The sequence below is a fragment of the Protofrankia sp. CiT1 genome (assembly GCF_917627335.1).
Taxonomy (GTDB): Bacteria; Actinomycetota; Actinomycetes; order Frankiales; family Frankiaceae; genus Protofrankia.
Window position 1 is genome coordinate 31,313 of sequence record NZ_CAKJTP010000005.1, and the last position, 20,081, is coordinate 51,393.

At 65.9% G+C, this 20,081-nt stretch carries 14 protein-coding genes; 12 read left to right on the plus strand and 2 right to left on the minus strand.

Annotation, left to right across the window (positions count from 1 at the left end):
* Nucleotides 1–132: 132 nt before the first annotated feature.
* The 3 genes from rplL to MJ785_RS01915 all read left to right on the plus strand — a co-directional run bounded on the left by rplL (nucleotide 133) and on the right by MJ785_RS01915 (nucleotide 8,923).
* Nucleotides 133–522, plus strand: a complete 390-nt coding sequence (gene rplL / locus MJ785_RS01905) for a 50S ribosomal protein L7/L12 (protein ID WP_239332697.1) — start codon at nucleotides 133–135, stop codon at nucleotides 520–522.
* Nucleotides 523–1,314: 792 nt separating this feature from the next.
* Nucleotides 1,315–4,737, plus strand: a complete 3,423-nt coding sequence (gene rpoB / locus MJ785_RS01910) for a DNA-directed RNA polymerase subunit beta (protein WP_239312724.1) — start codon at nucleotides 1,315–1,317, stop codon at nucleotides 4,735–4,737.
* A 286-nt stretch (nucleotides 4,738–5,023) separates the two neighbouring features.
* The gene (locus tag MJ785_RS01915) at nucleotides 5,024–8,923 is read left to right on the plus strand and encodes a DNA-directed RNA polymerase subunit beta' (protein WP_239374892.1); all 3,900 of its coding nucleotides are present in this window, start codon (nucleotides 5,024–5,026) and stop codon (nucleotides 8,921–8,923) included.
* Between the two features lie 259 nt (nucleotides 8,924–9,182).
* On the opposite strand, the gene MJ785_RS01920 is transcribed toward MJ785_RS01915, so the two are convergent.
* Complete coding sequence (locus MJ785_RS01920) at nucleotides 9,183–11,207, minus strand: ABC transporter ATP-binding protein (protein WP_239310539.1); 2,025 nt, start codon at nucleotides 11,205–11,207, stop codon at nucleotides 9,183–9,185.
* 35 nt (nucleotides 11,208–11,242) lie between these two features.
* Nucleotides 11,243–11,620 carry a hypothetical protein gene (locus MJ785_RS01925; protein WP_239310540.1) on the minus strand — a complete coding sequence of 126 codons (378 nt, stop codon included), beginning with the start codon at nucleotides 11,618–11,620 and terminating at the stop codon, nucleotides 11,243–11,245.
* Nucleotides 11,621–11,951: 331 nt separating this feature from the next.
* Between MJ785_RS01925 and MJ785_RS01930 the strand changes: the two genes are divergently transcribed.
* The 9 genes from MJ785_RS01930 to rplW all read left to right on the plus strand — a co-directional run bounded on the left by MJ785_RS01930 (nucleotide 11,952) and on the right by rplW (nucleotide 20,017).
* Nucleotides 11,952–12,926: an RsmB/NOP family class I SAM-dependent RNA methyltransferase gene (locus MJ785_RS01930; protein ID WP_239379958.1), complete on the plus strand. Its 975-nt coding sequence runs from the start codon at nucleotides 11,952–11,954 to the stop codon at nucleotides 12,924–12,926.
* 520 nt (nucleotides 12,927–13,446) lie between these two features.
* Nucleotides 13,447–13,821: a 30S ribosomal protein S12 gene (rpsL, locus tag MJ785_RS01935; RefSeq protein ID WP_131748563.1), complete on the plus strand. Its 375-nt coding sequence runs from the start codon at nucleotides 13,447–13,449 to the stop codon at nucleotides 13,819–13,821.
* On the plus strand, nucleotides 13,821–14,291 hold the full coding sequence (gene rpsG / locus MJ785_RS01940) for a 30S ribosomal protein S7 (protein WP_239310542.1): 471 nt from the start codon (nucleotides 13,821–13,823) through the stop codon (nucleotides 14,289–14,291). Before rpsL ends, rpsG begins: the two co-directional genes overlap by 1 nt.
* Before the next feature lie 5 nt (nucleotides 14,292–14,296).
* A complete protein-coding gene (gene fusA / locus MJ785_RS01945) occupies nucleotides 14,297–16,393 on the plus strand; it encodes an elongation factor G (protein WP_239310543.1) in 2,097 nt (698 codons plus the stop codon).
* 98 nt (nucleotides 16,394–16,491) lie between these two features.
* Nucleotides 16,492–17,685 (plus strand): elongation factor Tu, encoded by a 1,194-nt coding sequence (gene tuf / locus MJ785_RS01950; protein WP_239310544.1) that lies wholly within the window; start codon nucleotides 16,492–16,494, stop codon nucleotides 17,683–17,685.
* 165 nt (nucleotides 17,686–17,850) lie between these two features.
* Entirely contained in the window at nucleotides 17,851–18,159 is a 309-nt protein-coding gene (gene rpsJ / locus MJ785_RS01955) for a 30S ribosomal protein S10 (protein ID WP_013875113.1), read from the plus strand.
* Between the two features lie 16 nt (nucleotides 18,160–18,175).
* A complete protein-coding gene (rplC, locus tag MJ785_RS01960; RefSeq protein WP_239379959.1) occupies nucleotides 18,176–18,892 on the plus strand; it encodes a 50S ribosomal protein L3 in 717 nt (238 codons plus the stop codon).
* Nucleotides 18,893–18,914: 22 nt separating this feature from the next.
* Complete coding sequence (rplD, locus tag MJ785_RS01965; RefSeq protein ID WP_239310546.1) at nucleotides 18,915–19,724, plus strand: 50S ribosomal protein L4; 810 nt, start codon at nucleotides 18,915–18,917, stop codon at nucleotides 19,722–19,724.
* Nucleotides 19,721–20,017, plus strand: coding sequence for a 50S ribosomal protein L23 (gene rplW / locus MJ785_RS01970; RefSeq protein ID WP_239310547.1), 297 nt, complete (start codon nucleotides 19,721–19,723; stop codon nucleotides 20,015–20,017). The genes rplD and rplW overlap by 4 nt, the downstream gene beginning before the upstream one ends.
* Nucleotides 20,018–20,081: the final 64 nt, after the last annotated feature.

The following is a 20,081-nucleotide window of genomic DNA, read 5'->3' on the forward strand; positions in this document are numbered from 1 at the left end:
GACGACAACGATGCGAGGTGCGTGCCCCAGCCCCGCGACGCCGCGTCCCCTATTGCCGGTCGCTCTTACTCCATAACAGTTCCTGGCACCCGCCACGGGCGGTGTGCCATCACAACGGGAAGGACCGCCACGATGGCGAAGCTGTCGACCGACGAGCTGCTGGACGCGTTCAAGGAAATGACGCTGCTGGAGCTGTCGGAGTTCGTGAAGCAGTTCGAGGACACCTTCGGTGTGACCGCGGCGGCCCCCGTCGCCGTCGCCGTGGCCGGCGGTGCCGGTCCGGCATCCGAGGCGCCGGCCGTGGAGGAGCAGGATGAGTTCGACGTCATCCTCACTGCCGTCGGTGACAAGAAGATCCAGGTCATCAAGGAAGTCCGTGCGTTGACCAGCCTGGGCCTGAAGGAGGCCAAGGACCTCGTCGACGGCGCGCCCAAGCCGGTCCTGGAGAAGGCCAGCAAGGAAGCCGCGGAGAAGGCCAAGGCCGCGCTTGAGGGTGCCGGCGCCACGGTCACCGTCAAGTAGGCATCGGTACGTAGGTACTGATCGGTCGGGCCGCCGTTTCCTGGTTGGCAAGCCGCACGGCGGCGGCCCGGCCCATGCTCGGGCCCTGCGGTGAGGCCTGTTGTCGAGGCTCCACCGTCGCCGGGTAACGTCAGTTCCGGCCGGGCCGTGGTGGTCCGGCCGGCATGGGACCTGGGCCGAGCGCGCGCTGGATGCCGTATTGTCACGGGCGCCGACGCGCGGCTTTCCGGTTGGGGTTGACGACCTCATCCGGGACGGAGTTCCATCATCGGGAAGCGGTGAGACATACCTGTCGAGCAGCCTTGCCAGCAGTGCGGCCGTCGGCTACACTGCTCGTTTGGGCTGCCCTTTCGTCGTGCGCTCGCGGTTCCTTCGGGTACGCGACGGTTCGGTCCCCCGCGTAACCGCGTCCTCTGGCGCGGCCGTCCAGACGTAACGACCGAGGTAATCCGAGCGAAACCGTTGATCGCAACCTGCCACCGAATCGCCGCCGCGTCACCAGCCCGGGATGACCCTCCCACACAGGTGTCCTCCTTCGGAAGATGTCGTGACGGACTACTCGTCGACGCCCGTGTCGCATCTGCCCGCACCGTGGGGCAGCAGCGCGCTCCGTCGGACTACCCCCGCCGACACTCCACACAACCGTAGCGAGACACTGATCACCCGACCACCCTTCGCCGGATTGTTCGAGTAGGCCGAGGGCAACGTGAGAAGAATCATGATCCCGTTGTCGGAGGCCCAAGGACGCACGAGCACCGCCAGCCCGACGATCAGGCCACCGGAAGGACCACCTTGGCCGCCTCGCCTCACTCCTCCCGCATCTCGTTCGCAAAGATCATCGAGCCTCTTGAGGTCCCCGATCTTCTCGCCCTGCAGACCCAGTCCTTTGACTGGCTGATCGGCAATGAGGCGTGGGCGGAACGGGTCCAGGAAGCCATCGACGCCGGTCGTGACGACGTACCCGTCACGTCGGGTCTCGAGGAGGTCTTCGAGGAGATTTCTCCTATCGAGGACTTCTCGGGTTCGATGTCTCTGTCGTTCCGTGATCACCGTTTCGAGCCGCCGAAGTACTCCGTCGAGGAGTGCAAGGACAAGGATATGACGTACTCGGCCCCCATGTTCGTGACGGCCGAGTTCACCAACAACAACACCGGCGAGATCAAGAGCCAGACGGTGTTTATGGGCGATTTTCCGCTTATGACACCAAAGGGAACCTTTGTTATCAATGGGACCGAGCGGGTCGTCGTCAGCCAGCTCGTGCGTTCGCCCGGTGTGTACTTCGAGAAGACCATCGACAAGGTGTCCGACAAGGACCTGTTCTCCTGCAAGGTCATTCCTTCCCGGGGTGCCTGGCTGGAGTTCGAGGTCGACAAGCGGGACACCGTCGGCGTACGTATCGACCGCAAGCGCCGCCAGTCAGTGACCGTTCTGCTCAAGGCGCTCGGCTGGGACGAGGCGCGCATTCTTGAGCGTTTCGGTGACTTCCCGTCGATGCGGGTGACGCTGGAGAAGGACCACACCTCCAGCCAGGACGACGCGCTGCTTGACATCTACCGCAAGCTGCGGCCGGGTGAGCCACCGACCCGCGAGTCGGCCCAGACACTGCTGGAGAACCTCTTCTTCAACCCGAAGCGTTACGACCTGGCGAAGGTCGGTCGCTACAAGGTGAACAAGAAGCTCGGTGTCGACGTCCCGCACGACGTGGGCGTGCTGACCGAGGACGACGTCGTCCGCACGATCGAGTACGTCGTGCAGCTGCATGCGGGTAAGGACCAGTCCTATGACGTGGACGACATCGACCACTTCGGCAACCGCCGGCTGCGTACGGTCGGTGAACTGATCCAGAATCAGGTGCGCCTTGGTCTCGCCCGGATGGAGCGGGTCGTCCGGGAACGGATGACCACTCAGGACGTCGAGGCGATCACTCCTCAGACGCTCATCAACATCCGGCCGGTCGTCGCCTCCATCAAGGAGTTCTTCGGCACCAGCCAGCTGTCCCAGTTCATGGACCAGACCAACCCGCTGGCGGGCCTCACACACAAGCGGCGCCTGTCCGCGCTCGGCCCTGGTGGGCTCTCCCGGGAACGGGCCGGCTTCGAGGTCCGTGACGTCCACCCCAGCCACTACGGCCGGATGTGCCCGATCGAGACGCCGGAAGGCCCGAACATCGGCCTGATCGGTTCGCTGTCGACGTTCGCGCGGGTCAACCCGTTCGGTTTCGTCGAGACGCCCTATCGCAAGGTCGTGGCCGGCCGGGTCACCGATCAGATCGACTACCTCACCGCGGACGAGGAGGACCGGCATGTCATCGCGCAGGCGAACGCGCCGCTGACGGCCGACGGCTCGTTCGCCGAGCACCGTGTCCTGGTGCGCCGCAAGGGTGGTGAGGTCGAGTTCATCCCGCCGGACGAGGTCGACTACATGGACGTCTCGCCGCGCCAGATGGTGTCGGTGGCCACGGCCATGATCCCATTCCTTGAGCACGACGATGCCAACCGCGCCCTGATGGGCTCGAACATGCAGCGCCAGTCCGTCCCGCTGCTGCGCAGCGAGGCACCGCTGGTCGGTACCGGTATGGAGGCCCGCGCGGCCAAGGACGCCGGTGACGTGGTCGTCTGCGCACAGGCCGGTGTGGTCGAGGACCTGTCCGCTGACTACATCACCGTGATGCATGACGACGGCACCCGGCGGACCTACCGGATGGCGAAGTTCCGCCGCTCCAACCAGGGCACGTGCATCAACCAGAAGCCGATCGTCGACGAGGGCGACCGGGTCCTGGCGGGCCAGGTCATCGCGGACGGCCCGTGCACCGACAACGGCGAGATGGCGCTGGGCAAGAACCTCCTGGTGGCGTTCATGCCCTGGGAGGGGCACAACTACGAGGACGCGATCATTCTCTCCCAGCGGCTGGTCCAGGACGACGTACTGTCCTCGATCCACATCGAGGAGCATGAGGTCGACGCCCGGGACACCAAGCTAGGCCCTGAGGAGATCACTCGGGATATCCCGAACGTCGCTGAGGAGGTCCTTGCTGACCTTGACGAGCGCGGGATCATCCGGATCGGCGCCGAGGTCTCGCCTGGTGATGTGCTGGTCGGGAAGGTCACGCCCAAGGGTGAGACCGAGCTGACCCCGGAGGAGCGGCTGCTGCGCGCGATCTTCGGTGAGAAGGCTCGTGAGGTCCGGGACACCTCGCTGAAGGTGCCGCACGGAGAATCCGGCAAGGTCATCGGTGTCCGGGTGTTCTCGCGGGAGGACGGCGACGAGCTTCCACCGGGGGTGAACGAACTCGTCCGCGTGTACGTCGCCCAGAAGCGCAAGATCACAGATGGTGACAAACTCGCTGGCCGCCACGGCAACAAGGGCGTCATTGCGAAGATCCTCCCTGTCGAGGACATGCCGTTCCTGTCCGACGGCACGCCGGTGGACGTCGTGCTGAACCCGCACGGTGTGCCGCGCCGTATGAACATCGGCCAGATCCTGGAGACCCATCTCGGCTGGGTGGCCAAGACCGGCTGGCAGGTCGACGACGGTGACGAGGACTGGAAGGAGCGCCTGCGCGGTATCGGTGCGCATCAGGCGCCGCCTGACACCAACGTGGCGACACCGGTGTTCGACGGCGCCCGGGAGGAGGAGATCACCGGTCTGCTTGCCTCGACGCTGGTGAACCGCGATGGTGACCAGCTGATCGGGTCCAGCGGCAAGGCACGGCTCTTCGACGGCCGGACGGGTGAGCCCTATCCGTACCCGGTGGCGGTCGGCTACATCTACATCCTCAAACTGCTGCATCTGGTCGACGACAAGATTCACGCCCGGTCGACCGGTCCCTACTCGATGATCACCCAGCAGCCGCTGGGCGGTAAGGCGCAGTTCGGTGGACAGCGCTTCGGTGAGATGGAGGTGTGGGCGCTTGAGGCGTACGGCGCCGCCTACGCGCTCCAGGAGCTGCTGACCATCAAGTCCGACGACGTCCTCGGCCGCGTCAAGGTCTACGAGGCCATCGTCAAGGGCGAGAACATCCCCGAACCAGGCATTCCGGAGTCCTTCAAGGTCCTTATCAAGGAAATGCAGTCGCTGTGCCTGAACGTGGAGGTTCTGTCCAGCGACGGCGTCTCCATTGAGATGCGTGACACCGATGAGGATGTCTTCCGTGCCGCGGAGGAGCTCGGTATCGATCTGTCCCGGCGGGAGCCGAGCAGCGTTGAGGAGGTCTGACGACTAGTGGGCCGACGGGAGTGCGGTCATGTTCCGCCGCACGCCCGGGGCCCCAGGGAGCCCAGTGGTCGCCGATCGTGAGTGCGAATGGATCTATGGGTGGTCGTGACTCGTGGCCGGTGGCCACGGGCTCACGTCACGGCCGCCGGGTGCTCCGGACGCGCTGATCGTTTCTCGGCGTCCCCGCCGACCTTGGAATAACTGACGGCAGAAGCCCCCCGTCGCCGCCATTACTCGCAATGCCCGCCGGCGATGGGGGCAGCCAGACGGCAGAGAGAGAAGACACGTGCTCGACGTCAACTTCTTCGACGAGCTGCGCATCGGCCTCGCCACGGCGGACGACATCCGCCAGTGGTCACACGGTGAGGTCAAGAAGCCGGAGACAATCAACTACCGCACCCTGAAGCCGGAAAAGGACGGGCTTTTCTGCGAGAAAATCTTCGGTCCGACCCGGGACTGGGAGTGCTACTGCGGCAAGTACAAGCGCGTTCGCTTCAAGGGCATCATCTGTGAGCGCTGCGGTGTCGAGGTCACTCGCGCGAAGGTGCGCCGTGAGCGGATGGGCCACATCGAGCTGGCCGCGCCGGTCACCCACATCTGGTATTTCAAGGGTGTGCCGAGCCGGCTCGGCTATCTGCTCGACCTCGCGCCGAAAGACCTTGAAAAGGTCATTTATTTCGCCGCTTATATGATCACAAGTGTGGACGTCGAGGCGCGCCACCGCGACCTGCCCACCCTCGAGGCACGGATCTCCGTCGAGAAGCAGCATCTCGAGGACAAGAAGAACGCCGACGTCGAGACGCGGCAGAAGAAGCTTGAGGCGGATCTCGCGCAGCTGGAGGCCGAGGGCGCCAAGGGCGACGCCCGGCGCAAGGTCCGCGAGGCGGCTGAGCGCGAGATGCGCCAGATCCGTGACCGCGTCCAGCGGAAGATCGACGATCTGGGCCGGGTGTTCGACCGCTTCAAGGGCATGAAAGTTCAGGATCTTGAGCCTGATGAGCTGCTCTACCGTGAGCTGCGGGACCGCTTCGGACAGTACTTCGAAGGCGGTATGGGAGCCGAGGCGCTACAGCGCCGGCTCGTTGACTTCGACCTGGCCGCGGAGGCCGAGTCACTGCGGGAGACCATCCGCAGCGGCAAGGGCCAGAAGAAGGCCCGGGCGCTGAAGCGTCTCAAGGTGGTCTCGGCGTTCCTGAACACCCGCAACTCCCCGAATGGGATGGTGCTCGACTGCGTTCCGGTCATTCCGCCGGACCTGCGCCCGATGGTGCAGCTCGACGGTGGTCGGTTCGCCACGTCCGACCTGAACGACCTCTACCGCCGGGTGATCAACCGTAACAACCGGCTCAAGCGGCTGCTCGACCTCGGCGCGCCTGAGATCATCGTCAACAACGAGAAGCGGATGCTGCAGGAGGCCGTCGACGCGCTGTTCGACAACGGTCGCCGCGGCCGGCCGGTCACCGGTCCGGGTAACCGCCCGCTCAAGTCGTTGTCGGACATGCTCAAGGGCAAGCAGGGGCGGTTCCGGCAGAACCTGCTCGGCAAGCGCGTCGACTACTCCGGGCGTTCCGTCATCGTCGTCGGCCCGCAGCTGAAGCTGCATCAGTGCGGTCTGCCCAAGCAGATGGCGCTCGAGTTGTTCAAGCCGTTCGTGATGAAGCGGCTGGTCGACCTCAACCACGCACAGAACATCAAGTCCGCCAAGCGGATGGTGGAGCGAGCCCGTCCGGTGGTCTGGGACGTGCTGGAAGAGGTCATCACCGAGCACCCGGTGCTGCTGAACCGTGCGCCGACCCTGCACCGCCTCGGTATCCAGGCGTTCGAGCCACAGCTGGTCGAAGGCAAGGCCATCCAGATCCACCCGCTGGTCTGCACCGCCTTCAACGCGGACTTCGACGGTGACCAGATGGCCGTGCACCTGCCGCTGTCCGCGGAGGCGCAGGCCGAGGCGCGCATCCTGATGCTGTCGAGCAACAACATCCTGTCGCCGGCGTCCGGGCGTCCGCTGGCCATGCCGAGCCTCGACATGGTCACCGGGGTGTTCCACCTCAGCCGGATGGCCGAGGGCGGGGTCGGCGAGGGCAGGGCGTTCTCCAGCGTGGCCGAGGCTCAGATGGCCTTTGACGCGCGGGAGATCGAACTGCAGGCGAAGATCAGGGTCCGGCTTCGCGACACCACCCCGCCGCGCGACTGGACGCCGCCAGCGGGCTGGGTCAGCGGTGAGCCGTTCACGCTGGAGACCACCTTCGGTCGTTGCCTGCTCAACCAGGCGCTTCCGGAAGGGTATCCGTTCCTCAACTACATGATGAACAAGAAGGCCCAGGCCGCGATCGTCAACGACCTGGCCGAGCGCTACCCGAAGATCCAGGTGGCGGCGACGCTGGACGCCCTGAAGAGCGCCGGTTTCTACTGGGCCACCCGGTCCGGTGTGACCGTCGCCATCGAGGATGTCGTTGCGCCGCCGAACAAGAAGCAGATCCTCGACGAGTACGAGCAGCGGGCCGAGCGGGTGCAGAAGCAGTTCGACCGGGGCTTCCTGTCCGATGATGAGCGCCGCGGCGAACTCGTCCAGATCTGGAACGAGGCGACGGGCAAGGTCGCCGAGGCGATGGAGGCCAACTTCCCGTTGACCAACCCGGTCGCTGTACTGGTCAACTCCGGAGCCGCCGGAAACATGATGCAGATCCGGCAGCTCGCCGGAATGCGCGGACTGGTCGCCAACCCGAAGGGTGAGATCATCCCGCGTCCGATCAAGGCCAACTTCCGTGAGGGCCTGAGCGTGGTGGAGTACTTCATCTCCACGCACGGCGCTCGTAAGGGTCTAGCCGACACGGCGCTGCGGACCGCTGACTCAGGGTATCTAACCCGGCGTCTGGTTGACGTCAGCCAGGACGTCATCGTCCGCGAGGACGACTGCGGTACCGAGCGTGGCATCGGCACCCGTATCGCCCGCAAGGGAGCGGACGGGCTGCTTGTCCGTGACCGTTACGCCGAGACCGCGGCCTACGCGCGGACACTCGCCTCCGACGCGGTGAACGCCGCCGGCGATGTTGTGGTGCCCGCCGGTACCGACCTCGGCGATGTGGTTATCGGCCAGATCATTGAAGCCGGTATCGAATCGGTGAAGGTGCGCTCCGCGCTCACCTGCGTCGCCCGGATGGGTGTGTGCGCACAGTGTTACGGCCGGTCGCTGGCAACCGGAAAGCTGGTGGACGTCGGTGAGGCCGTGGGTATCGTCGCGGCTCAGTCGATCGGTGAGCCGGGCACCCAGCTGACCATGCGTACCTTCCACAGCGGTGGTGTCGCCACCGGTGACGACATCACCCAGGGCCTACCGCGTGTGGTCGAGCTTTTCGAGGCCCGTTCCCCCAAGGGCAAGGCCCCGATCAGCGAGGTCGCCGGGCGGGTGCGCATCGAGGAGACCGAGAAGACCCTCAAGATTGTTATCGTGCCCGACGACGGCGGCGAGGAGATCGCCTACCCGGTGTCCCGTCGTTCGCGCCTGAAGGTCGAGGAAGGCCAGCACATCGCTGTTGGCCAAAAGATCGTCGACGGCGCGGTCGACCCGCACGAGGTACTGCGCATTCTCGGCCCGCGCCAGGTGCAGTTGCACCTGGTGGACCAGGTGCAGGAGGTCTATCGCTCGCAGGGCGTGTCGATCCACGACAAGCACATAGAGATCATCATCCGCCAGATGCTCAAGCGGGTGAACGTGCTGGAGTCGGGTGAGACCACCCTCCTGCCCGGTGAGCTGGTCGAGCGGGCGCGCTTCGAGGAGGAGAACCGCCGGGTGGTCGAGTCCGGTGGGCAGCCGGCATCGGCCCGTCCGGTTCTCATGGGCATCACCAAGGCGTCACTTGCGACCGAGTCCTGGCTGTCGGCGGCCTCCTTCCAGGAGACGACGCGAGTGCTCACCGACGCCGCGATCAATGCCCGGTCGGACTCGCTGGTCGGCCTGAAGGAGAACGTCATCATCGGCAAGCTCATCCCGGCGGGTACCGGCATCTCCCGATACCGCAACATTCGGGTCGAGCCGACCGAGGAGGCGCGGGCGTCCATGTACTCGGTGGGCGGTAACTATGAGGACGGCGCGACCGTCGAGTACGGCGCGTTCGGTACTGGTAGCGGTCAAGCTGTGCCGTTGGATGATTTTGACTACCGCAGCACAGGGGGCGACTACCGATAGCCCGTCCCGCGGGAGAGCCCTGGGGCCCAGGCCACGCGAAAATGTTCACGATCGCGTGGCCTGGGGCTCCCGCCGGATCGGCGCGAAGCCGGTCTGACAGTTCCAGGCCTGTCTGCCGTGTCTTCACCGGACACGCCACCACGGCTGAGCATCCCCAGGAAACACGGCGCTGCCCGGATACCTCCCTGGAGGTATCCGGGCAGCGCCTTCGGTGTGTCAGCGGTCCGTGCTGAATTCTGGACGCCGCTGGCGAGCCAGGTCAGCCGACGGTCCGGGACATACCGTTGTTGTTCTCCCTCCTGGCTGTCTGCCGCAGCTGGCCGCGGGCCAGCTGCGCGTAGATTCCACCGGTTTTGACCAGCCGGTCGTGCGGGCCGGCCTCCACCACGGTGCCCTTTTCCATCACGTAGATACGGTCCGCGGCGGTGGTCATCGTCATTCGATGGGCCACGAGCAGGCAGCTGCGATCGGCGAGAAGACGTTCGAACGACACCCGAAGCATTTCCTCAGTCAGTGCGTCAAGGTTCGACGTAGCCTCGTCGAGGATGATCGTCCGTGGATTCTGGACCAGGACCCGAGCGATGGCCAGCCGTTGCCGTTCGCCACCCGAGATCTCGTATCCATCGCAGCCGACCGGGGTGTGGATCCCGTCCGGCAGGGAACGGACCACGGTGACGAGACCAGTCGCCTCGAGTGCCGCCCAGAGCTCGTCCGCGGTCGCGGTGGGATTCCCGAAGCGGAGGTTCTCGGCAATGGTACGGCGTTGGATGAATGCTTCCTGGGAGACGAATCCGACCGCGGCTCGCGCCTGCTCGGCGGTGAGTTCAAGGATATCCCGCCCGCCTAGCAGCACTCGCCCGGAAGTGGGCGCCAGGAGCCCGCTCGCGAGGTAACAGAGCGTGGTCTTGCCCGCGCCGCTGAATCCGACGACGGCAACCGTCTCGCCTCTGCGCACGACGATATCCACCGATCGGACCGCCCAGTCGGGCGCGGGTACGTCAGGCGCGTAAGAATAGGAGACGTTCGCCAGGACGAGATCACCGTGCACCGGCGGCCGGGGAATGCCGGCCGGATCTGAAACCGCTGGTTCGGCTTGCGACACGATTTCTTCCGGTGGCCGCGGGCGATCAACTGATGTCAGCGGTCTCACGTTACTGTGGTTCGCCACGCGAGGCCGCTCCAGCGGAATGTCGAGGAAGGCCAGAATGCGGATGAGGGAGGATTCGCCATCAAACAGCTGGGTGCGCAGGTCGGCAAAACCGGCGATTGCGCGAAAGGCCAGGAAGAGCACGCTGAGGAACGCCACGAACGTGCCGGTCGTCATTATCCGCTCCAGCGAGAGCCACGCTCCGAACCCGATCGCGGTCATGGTTGCCAGCACTGCACTGGCCGCGGAGATGAACTGTAGACGGGCGAATACCTGGACCCGGGTACGGACCGCTGTCGCGATAGCCGCGTCCAGCCGTTCGAACTCCTCCTGACCGGCGCCCTGCGCGCGGAACGCACGCAGGTGCAGCGCGCCAGCCGTCCCAGCCAGCTCTATGACGTGATCGACCAGCCGGGTGTGTCGCTCGGCCTCCACCCGGCTGATTTCCCGGATGCGCGCACGAATCAATCGCAGCAGGACGAGTGGAATCGCACCGATCGCGCCGACCGCGACCGCGAGCCGCCATTCCAGCAGAAAGGCGGTCACACCGGCGGCGAGGAGCTCGACTGCCATTGTCGCGATGGCGGGCAGGCAGACGGCGCCGGCGATCTGTACCTTGGCCGTATCAATGGTGAAGAGCGTGACAATATCCCCGTGCCGTGTCCGCATGAAGCGAGGGAACGGCAGAGCGACCGTGTGCTCGTGCAGGTCGCGGCGGATCTGGAAAGCAAGCCGTTCGCTGAGATAGCCGATCAGTATATGTTGCAGGGTGGCTACGAGGGCGCTGAGCACAAAAGCGCCGAGCATGAGGAAGACAGGGAGAAGTATTCCGCGCGTCTGTAGCTGTAGCAGCCACTCGTCAATGAGGTCGCGGATTGCGAACGGCGCCACGGCCAGTGCCGCCGCGCCGAGCAGGGCGAGCCCGGCGTGTGCTATAGCGGCTTTGTTCTGGTCCCTGATGAAACGTTCGATTCGAACGGCGTCAGGATTGCCGGTAAGCCGGGCGAACAGGCGCCCATACAGCCAGGAGACGATAGCGCATGTCTTCAGCAGCACTGCCGTCAGCGAGGTCCGCTGGTGGCTCGGTTGGCTGAGCCATTCGCTGGTCCCGGCGGACGGCTGGCGAGATGTTGTCATCTTGTGAGCCGTTTGCCTGATGTTTTGTTCGGGGCTTAGTCGTCGCTGCGCTGAATTTTCGCGCGGGTGCTGACGGGAGGATTGCCGCCGTGGTAGCCGGCAGCCTCGTCGTCAGCGTCATCGGTGTCGTCCGTGTTATCGGTGGCGGCGGTCGCCGCCTCGCGGTCGCCGCCACCGATTTCCGTCACGGCTGCGCGCACCTCACCGGTACGGATGCTCAGCACTTCCTGGCTGGTGGTGCCGCCGTTTGTCGGGGTACGGGTGACCAGCGATGCGAGGGCCGTCCCGGCAACAGCTTCAGCTGCGCTGAAAACGGAAATCTCCACGTCCTCGGATACCTCGATAATCAACCCGAAAGTGCTTGACGGGGTGATTTCTCGATTATGGTCGAGATGCCGGAGAGAAGTAGGCATGATTCCTCCATCGTAGTCATCCGAACTGACGGTGACAAAATTGAAGTTATCGGGACGTGGATTAGTGGGCAAGGAGTCAACATCATGACTCGGCTCACACCGTTCCTAGTGCCGGAATTAGTCTCGAAGGTGACACGTAGCCGGCGGCCTTGGCCTCGATATCGTTGGTGATTTGCTTGTCAGCACGACGGCTCAACCAATTTTCGCGGGCGCCGGAAAATGTGGCCACGGATTGTGACGCGCGCCGCCGCCAGTCGGCTGGGTGTCCACCGCATCAACCGCATTGACCGCATTCATCGTCAGCTGGACGTGCTTGGGTAGTGTCTCACTGGTGGCTGGGGGCGAGCGAGGCGGCGGAAGCCGGAAACGGGCGCTGTTCGTGCGGCGGCTGAGTGAAATCCTCGACATGGCGGAGCCCGAGGTTGTCGCGCGGCTGTGTCTCGACCGGCGCACCGGTGTCCGGGTCAACCGGCTGTCACCGCTGGGTGCCGCCGAGGTCCACCGGGCGATCGCCGAGCTCGGACTCACCCTTGACCCGCTCGGCTGGTGTCCCGACGGCTACCTCCTCGGGGGCGAGAAGCGGGTCCTGTCGGCGTCGGAGCTCTTCGCCGGTGGCCATGTCTACATCCAGAACATCTCCAGCCTTGTGCCCGCGCTTGCCCTCGAGCCGGAACCGGGAGAGTCGATCATTGACCTGTGCGCGGCGCCCGGCGGGAAGACGGCGCATATCGCCGCGCTTGTCGGCAACGACGCGAGCCTGTGGGCGAACGACGGCATCAAGCCCCGGCTGGACAAGCTGCGTGCGGTGACGCGGCAGTTCCATGTCCGGCTCGCCGCCGCCACCTGTCACCCCGCCCAGTACGCGGACAAGTTCGTCACCGGCCGGTTCGACCGGGTCCTGCTGGACGCTCAGTGCACCGGAGAGGGCCTGGTCGACCTGCGTGACCCCGCCGCGCTGCGGTACTGGAACGAGGAGCGGGTGAGGAACTACGGCTGGTTGCAGCGCAAGATGCTGGTCGCGGCCTGCCGGCTGCTGCGTCCTGGCGGCATCCTGGTCTACTCGACCTGCACGTTCGGGCCGGAGGAGAACGAAGCTCCGCTGAGCTATCTGTTGCGCCACCATCCCGTTGAGGTGTGCCCGATCGAGGTCGACATCGACGCCTGGGCGCCGGGCGCGTGGCGGCCGGGCCTGCGCCGCTGGCGCTCGGAGGCGTTTGATCCGGCGCTCGCCGGGGCACGACGGATCCTGCCGGGCGGGGAGTTCGAGGGCTTTTTCGTCTGCAAGCTGCGGAAGCTGTCGGACTAAGAGCGCCCGGCAATAGGGGCGTGGATCAAGGAGCGGGGCTGGGGTGCGTGCATCGCGAGGCGGCGGAGGGAGTCACCGGAGGTGTTGGGTGGCGACCGACGACAACGCGGCGAGGTGCGTGTCCTGGCCCCGCGACGCCGCGTCCCCTGTTGCCGGGCGCGCTAAGCCGACTGGACTGAGCCGACTGGACTGAGCCGACTGGGCCGGGCGCGGTCGCGGCACGGTGACCCCGATTCGACATACCCGTTACCGGTTCTGTAGTCTCGGTTCCTGCGGCGCTGTGCGCTGCAGGTTTGACCTGTGTCTTGCGCCATCCACTGGCGCCGTGGCCCGTCCTGCCGGGCCGGCGGCGACTTCGGACGGCCCGGCTCCACGTCAGGTGGGCGGGCGCACCTCCACGGCAGACCACTCGGGTTACCCGGGGGTTTTTCGAGAGTGAGCGACACGCCCGACCGCGTGGGTCGGACACAGCCGACATAACAGCAGGTACCGGCAGGACGGAAGAGGAACGGGAGCGGCGTTGCCGACGATCCAGCAGTTGGTCCGCAAGGGCCGGCAGGACAAGGTCGAGAAGACCAAGACCCCGGCACTCAAGGGGAGCCCGCAGCGTCGTGGCGTGTGCACCCGCGTCTACACGACCACGCCCAAGAAGCCCAATTCGGCGCTTCGCAAGGTCGCCCGCGTCCGGCTCCACAGCGGGATGGAGGTCACGGCCTACATCCCCGGGGTGGGGCACAACCTGCAGGAGCACTCGATCGTCCTGGTCCGCGGCGGCCGGGTGAAGGACCTTCCGGGCGTCCGTTACAAGATCGTACGCGGGACGCTGGACACCCAGGGCGTCCGCAACCGCAAGCAGGCGCGCAGCAAGTACGGAGCGAAGAAGGAGAAGGCCTGATGCCACGCAAGGGCCCGGCTCCCAAGCACGCCGTCGTCGTCGATCCGGTCTACGGCTCACCGCTGGTGACAGCGCTGGTCAACAAGGTTCTCCTGAGCGGCAAGAAGTCGCTGGCCGAGCGGATCGTCTACGGCGCGCTCGAGGGTGCCCGGGAGAAGACCGGCAATGACCCCGTGGTCACGCTCAAGCGTGCCCTCGACAACGTCAAGCCGACCCTGGAGGTGCGCAGCCGCCGGGTTGGCGGCGCCACCTACCAGGTGCCGGTCGAGGTGCGCTCGAGCCGGAGCACCACCCTCGCGCTTCGCTGGCTGGTGGGCTACGCCCGGCAGCGGCGTGAGAAGACCATGACCGAGCGCCTCATGAACGAGCTGATCGACGCGAGTAACGGTCTCGGCGCGAGCGTGAAGCGGCGCGAGGACACCCACAAGATGGCGGAGTCCAACAAGGCCTTCGCCCACTACCGCTGGTAACTAACATGTCTGCTGACGTACGTGCCGCGCTGGCTTCGACCCGCAACATCGGGATCATGGCCCACATTGACGCGGGCAAGACCACGACCACCGAGCGGATCCTTTTCTACACCGGCGTCAATTACAAGATCGGTGAAGTCCATGATGGCGGTGCCACCATGGACTGGATGGAGCAGGAGCAGGAGCGGGGGATCACGATCACCTCCGCCGCCACCACCTGTATGTGGCGTGACCACACCATCAACATCATCGATACCCCGGGGCACGTCGACTTCACGGTCGAGGTGGAACGCTCGCTGCGTGTCCTCGACGGCGCCGTCGCGGTCTTCGACGCCGTGGCCGGGGTCGAGCCGCAGAGCGAGACGGTCTGGCGCCAGGCTGACCGCTACAACGTCCCGCGGATCGCGTTCGTCAACAAGATGGACCGGGTCGGCGCTGAGTTCCACCGCTGCGTGGACATGATGGTTGACCGCCTCGCCGCGACACCGGCCGTCATCCAGCTCCCGTGGGGTGTCGAAGCCGACTTCAAAGGTGTCATCGACCTGGTTGCCATGAAGGGCCTGCTCTGGCACACCGAGGACAAGGGCGCCTCCTACGAGACCGTCGACATCCCGCGTGACCACGCCGAGGCCGCGCAGGAGTGGCGGGACAAGCTCGTCGAGACCGTCGCCGAGAACGACGACAGCCTGATGGAGCTGTATCTCGAGGGCGAGGAGCCGAGCGAGGAGCAGCTGCGGGCGGCACTGCGCCGGGCGACCCTGGTCGGCTCGGTGAATCCCGTCCTGTGCGGATCGGCGTTCAAGAACAAGGGCGTGCAGCCGATGCTCGACGCCGTCGTGGACTACCTGCCGAGCCCGCTGGACATCGGTGTCACGATCGGCCACGCGATGGGCCGCGAGGAGAACGAGGTCGCGCGCCGGCCGGACGAGAGCGAGCCCTTCTCCGCGCTCGCCTTCAAGATCATGACCGATCCGTACGTCGGGAAGCTGACCTACATCCGGGTCTACTCGGGACGGCTCACCGCCGGCTCACCGGTGCTGAACTCGACCAAGGACCGCAAGGAGCGGATCGGTCGCATCCTGCAGATGCACGCCAACCACCGCGAGGATCGCGACGGTGTCGGCGCGGGCCAGATCGTCGCGGTGGTCGGCCTGAAGAACACGACCACCGGTGACACGCTCTGCGACCCGAACAGCCCGATCATCCTGGAGTCGATGACCTTCCCGGCCCCGGTCATCAGCGTCGCGATCGAGCCGAAGACCAAAGCCGACCAGCAGAAGCTGGGTACGGCTATCGGCCGCCTCGCCGAGGAGGACCCGACCTTCCAGGTCCGGACCGACGACGAGACCGGTCAGACGATCATTGCGGGCATGGGCGAGCTGCACTTGGACGTACTCGTCGACCGGATGCGCCGCGAGTTCGGTGTCACCGCCAACGTCGGCAAGCCGCAGGTCGCCTACCGCGAGACCATCCGCCGCAAGGTCGAGAAGGTCGACTACACGCACAAGAAGCAGACCGGTGGCTCGGGGCAGTATGCCCGAGTGATCATCGATCTCGAGCCTTCCGGCGGTGACGGCGGTGGTTACGAGTTCGCGAACAAGGTCACCGGTGGCCGCATCCCACGCGAGTACATCCCGTCCGTCGACGCTGGCTGCCAGGAGGCGATGGAGTTCGGTGTCCTCGCCGGCTACCCCCTCGTCGACGTGAAGGTCACCCTGACCGATGGTCAGTACCACGATGTCGACTCGTCCGAGCTCGCTTTCAAGATCGCCGGTTCGATGGCTTTCAAGGAGGCGGCCCGCAAGGCCGACCCGGTTCTGCTCGAGCCGATGATGGCGGTCGAGGTCACCACCCCTGAGGACTACATGGGTGACGTGATCGGCGACCTCAACTCACGGCGTGGGCAGATCCAGGCCATGGACGAGCGGGCCGGCGCGCGCATCGTCAAGGCGACCGTCCCGCTGTCGGAGATGTTCGGTTACGTCGGAGACCTGCGGTCGAAGACATCCGGCCGGGCTTCCTACTCGATGCAGTTCGACTCCTACGCCGAGGTCCCGGCGGGGGTTGCCAAGGAAATCATCGCGAAAGCACGCGGGGAGTGACGGGTGGCCGGGGCGGGGCCTAACCAGCGCCGCACCAGGCCCGACACGACCACGATCATTAGCACGGCACGACACCACCCGTCCTTGGAGGGACACCCGTGGCGAAGCAGAAGTTCGAGCGGAACAAGCCGCATGTCAACATCGGTACCATCGGTCACATCGACCATGGCAAGACCACGCTGACCGCGGCCATTACCAAGGTCCTGCACGACGCACACCCCGAGCTGAACCCCTTCACGCCGTTCGACCAGATCGACAAGGCGCCGGAGGAGAAGGCCCGCGGCATCACGATCTCGATCGCCCACGTCGAGTACCAGACCGACAACCGGCACTACGCCCACGTTGACTGCCCCGGTCACGCCGACTACATCAAAAACATGATCACGGGTGCCGCCCAGATGGACGGCGCGATCCTGGTCGTGTCGGCCACCGACGGCCCGATGCCGCAGACCAGGGAGCACGTGCTGCTCGCTCGCCAGGTCGGCGTGCCTTACATCGTCGTGGCGTTGAACAAGGCCGACATGGTCGACGACGAGGAGATCCTCGAGCTCGTCGAGCTCGAGGTGCGTGAGCTGCTGAGCTTGTACGAGTTTCCGGGTGACGACGTGCCGGTGGTTCGCGTCTCGGCGCTCAAGGCGCTTGAGGGCGACAAGGAGTGGGGCGCGAAGCTGCTGGAACTCATGCAGGCTGTCGACGACTCCATCCCGGAGCCCGAGCGCGACATCGACAAGCCCTTCCTCATGCCGATCGAGGACGTCTTCACGATCACCGGTCGTGGCACCGTTGTCACCGGTCGGGTGGAGCGAGGCGTTGTCAAGGTCAGTGAGACCGTCGAGATCGTCGGTATCCGACCGGATGTCACCACGACGACCGTCACCGGTGTCGAGATGTTCCGCAAGCTGCTCGACGAGGGGCGTGCCGGTGACAACGTCGGTCTGCTCCTGCGTGGGGTGAAGCGCGAGGACGTCGAGCGCGGCCAGGTCGTTGTCAAGCCGAAGTCGATCATGCCGCACACCAACTTCGAGGCGCAGGTCTACATCCTCAGCAAGGACGAGGGTGGCCGCCACACGCCGTTCTTCAACAACTACCGTCCGCAGTTCTACTTCCGGACCACGGACGTGACCGGTGTCGTGACCCTTCCTGAGGGCACCGAAATGGTCATGCCGGGCGACAACACCGAGATGACGGTCGAGCTTATCCAGCCGATCGCCATGGAGGAGGGCCTGCGGTTCGCCATCCGTGAGGGTGGCCGGACCGTTGGCGCCGGTCGCGTCACCAAGATCCTCAAGTAGTCGCCGCGAGCGGCGGGCCGCGGGCCCTGTGGGGCCTTTCCGCCCGCCGCTCGCGCGGTGCACAGACTTGTCAACAAGCGGTACATCCGGCGGCAGCTCCGGCCAGGAACGGACCCTGCAGGGCCAGCGAGCCGGACGAGACAGACAGGACAGGCGAAGCCCACCATGGCGGCACAGAAGATCCGCATCCGGCTCAAGGCCTACGACCACGAGATCATCGATAGTTCGGCGCGAAAGATCGTCGAGACGGTGACGCGGACTGGTGCGCAGGTCGCGGGACCGGTGCCGCTGCCGACGGAGAAGAACGTCTACTGCGTGATCCGGTCGCCGCACAAGTACAAGGACAGCCGTGAGCACTTTGAGATGCGCACGCACAAGCGGCTGATCGACATTCTTGACCCGACGCCGAAGACGGTCGACTCGCTGATGCGCCTCGACCTGCCAGCGGGTGTCGATATCGAGATCAAGCTTTAAAGGGGCCGGCGCAGTCATGCTCAATCGCAACTACAGGGGCCTGCTGGGCACCAAGCTCGGGATGACCCAGGTATGGGACGCCAACAACCGCATCGTCCCGGTCACGGTGATTAAGGCCGGTCCGAACGTGGTGACGCAGATCAGGACTCCCGATTCGGACGGCTATTCGGCGGTCCAGCTCGGTTACGGTGAAGTCGACCCCCGTCGGGTGACCCAGCCGCTGCGCGGTCACTTCGCGCGCGCCGGGGTGCCTCCCCGGCGCCATCTGGTCGAGCTGCGCACGGCGGACGCCGCCAGGTACCGGCCCGGCCAGGAACTGACCGGAGCGGTCTTCGCCGCGGGCGCGGTGGTGGACGTAACGGGAACATCCAAGGGCAAGGGCTTCGCCGGTGTGATGAAGCGGCACGGCTTCAAGGGCCTTGGCGCCGGCCACGGAGTCGAGCGCAAGCACCGTTCACCGGGCTCGGTCGGCGGCTGCGCCACTCCCGGCCGGGTCTTCAAGGGCCTGCGCATGGCTGGGCGGATGGGGCATGAGCGCGTCACCGTTGCGGGCCTGACCGTCCACGCGGTCGACACCGAACGTGGTTTTTTGTTGATCAAAGGTGCGGTGCCCGGCCCTGACGGGGGCTTGGTGCTCGTCCGCAGCGCGGCGAAACGTCCCGCACCCGCTGACTTTGAGCCCGCTGACTTCGGCCCGCCGCCGAGACGCCTGTCACGAGCGGTGACGCTGTGACGTCCAGTGAGGAGGTATCGGCATGAGCGCAGCGACGACGTCAGCGCGCGCCCGGTCGCGGACTTCCGCGGCTGCCGCCGCCGTGCCCGAGACCCGCACGATCGTTGTCCACGCTCCCACCGGTGGTGAGGTCGGCAGCGCACAACTGCCCGGGGCGGTGTTCGACGTCGCGCTGAACGTCCCGCTCATCCACCAGGTGGTGGTGGCGCAGCTCGCCGCGGCGCGCCAGGGCACCCACTCCACGCTGACCCGCGGCGAGGTCCGCGGTGGTGGGCGTAAGCCCTACCGGCAGAAGGGCACCGGCCGGGCCCGGCAGGGCTCGCTGCGCGCCCCGCAGTTCACCGGCGGTGGCATCGTTCACGGCCCCAAGCCTCGCTCCTACGACCAGCGGACGCCCAAGAAGATGAAGGCCGCCGCGCTGCGTGGGGCCCTGTCCGACCGGGCGCGCAACAACCGGATCCACGTTGTGTCGTCGCTGGTTGCCGGTGCGACCCCGTCGACAAAGGCCGCGCTCACGGCGCTTCGGACGATCGCTGATACCCGCCGGGTGCTGGTGGTGGCGGCCCGGGACGACGAGCTCACCTGGAAGAGCCTGCGCAACGTCCCCGCTGTGCACCTGCTTGATCCCGGCCAGCTCAACACCTACGACGTGCTCGTCAGCGACGATGTGGTGTTCACCGAGGGCGCTCTGGCTGCCTTCCTGGCCCGGTCACAGGTGCTGGCGGCACAGGATGGGTCCTTCGTCCCGGCTGGCGATGCGGAGCCGCTGGGCACCCAGGAGTCGCGGGCCCGGTCCGACGATGGCGCGGAAGCCGAGGAGGAAGCCAAGTGATCGCCGATCCGCGTGACGTGATCATCAAGCCGGTCGTCTCCGAGAAGAGCTACGGCCTGTTGGACGAGAACGTCTACACGTTCATCGTCCGTCCGGGCGCGAACAAGACCGAGATCAAGATTGCGGTCCAGCAGATTTTCAACGTCCGGGTGCTGCGGGTGAACACCATCAACCGCTCGGGTAAGCGCAAGCGCACCAAGGCCGGTTGGGGTCAGCGCAAGTCCACCAAGCGGGCCATGGTCAGTCTGGCTCCCGGGGACACCATCGAGATCTTCGGAGGCCCTGGTGCATGAGAGGGCTTTCAGTCTGATCGCGTTCGGCTCGCAGACCACCACCACGCCGGGATCCAGCGGGATA

Bases quoted from the DNA above. Each gene is read 5' to 3' on its own strand.
- rplL (WP_239332697.1), top strand. From the start codon at position 133: ATGGCGAAGCTGTCGACCGACGAGCTGCTGGACGCGTTCAAGGAAATG.
- rplC (WP_239379959.1), top strand. From the start codon at position 18,176: ATGCTCAATCGCAACTACAGGGGCCTGCTGGGCACCAAGCTCGGGATG.
- rplD (WP_239310546.1), top strand. From the start codon at position 18,915: ATGAGCGCAGCGACGACGTCAGCGCGCGCCCGGTCGCGGACTTCCGCG.
- MJ785_RS01920 (WP_239310539.1), bottom strand. From the start codon at position 11,207: ATGACAACATCTCGCCAGCCGTCCGCCGGGACCAGCGAATGGCTCAGC.
- fusA (WP_239310543.1), top strand. From the start codon at position 14,297: ATGTCTGCTGACGTACGTGCCGCGCTGGCTTCGACCCGCAACATCGGG.
- rpsJ (WP_013875113.1), top strand. From the start codon at position 17,851: ATGGCGGCACAGAAGATCCGCATCCGGCTCAAGGCCTACGACCACGAG.
- MJ785_RS01925 (WP_239310540.1), bottom strand. From the start codon at position 11,620: ATGCCTACTTCTCTCCGGCATCTCGACCATAATCGAGAAATCACCCCG.
- rpsG (WP_239310542.1), top strand. From the start codon at position 13,821: ATGCCACGCAAGGGCCCGGCTCCCAAGCACGCCGTCGTCGTCGATCCG.